Origin of the sequence: Lacticaseibacillus zeae DSM 20178 = KCTC 3804, from assembly GCF_000260435.1 — a bacterium.
Lineage (GTDB): Bacteria > Bacillota > Bacilli > Lactobacillales > Lactobacillaceae > Lacticaseibacillus > Lacticaseibacillus zeae.
Map to the genome: position 1 here is coordinate 1 of NZ_BACQ01000083.1, position 1,690 is coordinate 1,690.

Consider the following 1,690-nt stretch of genomic DNA (forward strand, 5'->3'; position numbering starts at 1 on the left):
TTGCGGTCGGCCCTGTCAAGTTGACAGATGAAATAATATAAAATTTTGGTAGCCTTTAGATGGCCTTATTCCAGTATTCTTCTGGGGTAAGGCCGTCTCTTTGTCCTGAACGGTTGTCGTGATTGAAATAGTGGATCCCGTCTTCAACGAGCTTGACGAATTCCTTGTAAGTCTTTGCCATTGGATGACGATCCATCCACCGCAGTTTAAACTCGTTCCACCAGCGCTCTATCGGTGCGTTGTCATAGGGCGTTCCCGGCCGTGACATACTTCGTGTGACTTCAAATTGGTTGAGGTAGCGGTTGAATGCCTTGGATGTATAGGCGGAACCACGATCAGTATGAATGAGCGGATGGACGTTGCCAGCGCGAGTGAAAGCGCGCTGGAAGACCTGAATCTCGGCAGCGGTTGTTTCGGTTGCACTCAGGTTGTAAGCCAACAGATTGCGGCCATAGAGGTCAAGAACGCCACTGAGGCGCATCTTGTACTCGCCGTTGATACCGTATTTCAACTCGGTTGAGTCGGCTAGCCAGACTTGATTAGGGCGTTCCACGTAGAAACATTGATTGAGCACATTGTCTTGCAGGTACTGTTCAGATTGCTTGACGCGACTATGCCGTTTTTGGCGGATCTGACATCGAATGTCAAGCTCGCGCATGACGCGACGAACTTGTTTGATCGTGATCGGAAAGTCAATCAGCTCATCTTGTTGTAAGTTGATCAGAAGATTCCCAGCACCAATGCCTTGGCGATGAAAATCAAACCAATATTGAGTCCGCTCCTTAAGCCGCCGATCGTGGACCTCCCACACTGTTTCCTCCCGCCTTAAGCCTTTGTAATAAGCTTGACGGCTGATGCCAATAACGTCCAATAACTTTGTGACAGCGCCATGTTGGCCTTGACTAACTTCTTCGATGGCACGGTAAGCTTGTCGGTGTTGTTTGATCACTCCTTGTGCTGGATTTCCAGTAATTTTTTTACAAAGGCCTCCACTAGCTCTTTGTCCTTGAGCTCAGCTTCTAGTTGACGAATGCGCAGTTTGGCCTTGTCTAATTCGGTTAGATCACGCTTGTCTTTGTGGTGACCACGGTTATCTACCAGCGTCTCATAACCGCCTTCGCGAGCCTTGATCACCCAAGACCGTGCCTGTTGATAAGACACATCAAAATGGGCTGCCGCTTCAGTATAGGAGTGCTTACCCTTAGTGACATATTCAACGACTTTAATGCGTTCTTCGAAGGTGGTTGTACGACTCATGGTGGGGACCTGCTTTCTAGACGGTGAAGCCGTCAAAGATTGATGATCCCTATTATACATGGCTATCCATCTTTGCAATTGTGTTGATGAGCGCAGACCAAATTGCATCGTGACTTCGGCTAATGACCCTTCACCACTGAGATAAGCAAGTACTGCTTCAAGCTTTTGTTCCTTGGTATAATGTTGATTCTTTCGAGCTTCCTCTAATCCCTTAATCCCATCGCGTTCATAGCGCGCCTGCCAACGTTGTAATGTGCGATCACCAAGACCGTGTTGACGGGAGAAACTACTGATACTTATATTCGAATGTCTGAACTCCTCCAATATGAGTAACTTTTCTTGAGCTGTATGCTTAGATCTGGGCATAGAAAATCCCTCCATGATCATCAGATGAATTATGATATTTCATCTGACAACCATAAAGGGATTATCG

The 1,690-nt window shown here is 47.1% G+C and carries 2 protein-coding genes; both read right to left on the reverse strand.

Translation table 11 applies throughout. From position 1 onward, the window contains the following. Positions 1 to 55 precede the first annotated feature (55 nt). Entirely contained in the window at positions 56 to 949 is an 894-nt protein-coding gene (locus tag GSO_RS15220; RefSeq protein WP_010493862.1) for an IS3 family transposase, read from the reverse strand. After that, positions 946 to 1,623, reverse strand: coding sequence for a helix-turn-helix domain-containing protein (locus tag GSO_RS15225; RefSeq protein ID WP_010493863.1), 678 nt, complete (start codon positions 1,621 to 1,623; stop codon positions 946 to 948). Before GSO_RS15225 ends, GSO_RS15220 begins: the two co-directional genes overlap by 4 nt. Positions 1,624 to 1,690 lie beyond the last annotated feature (67 nt).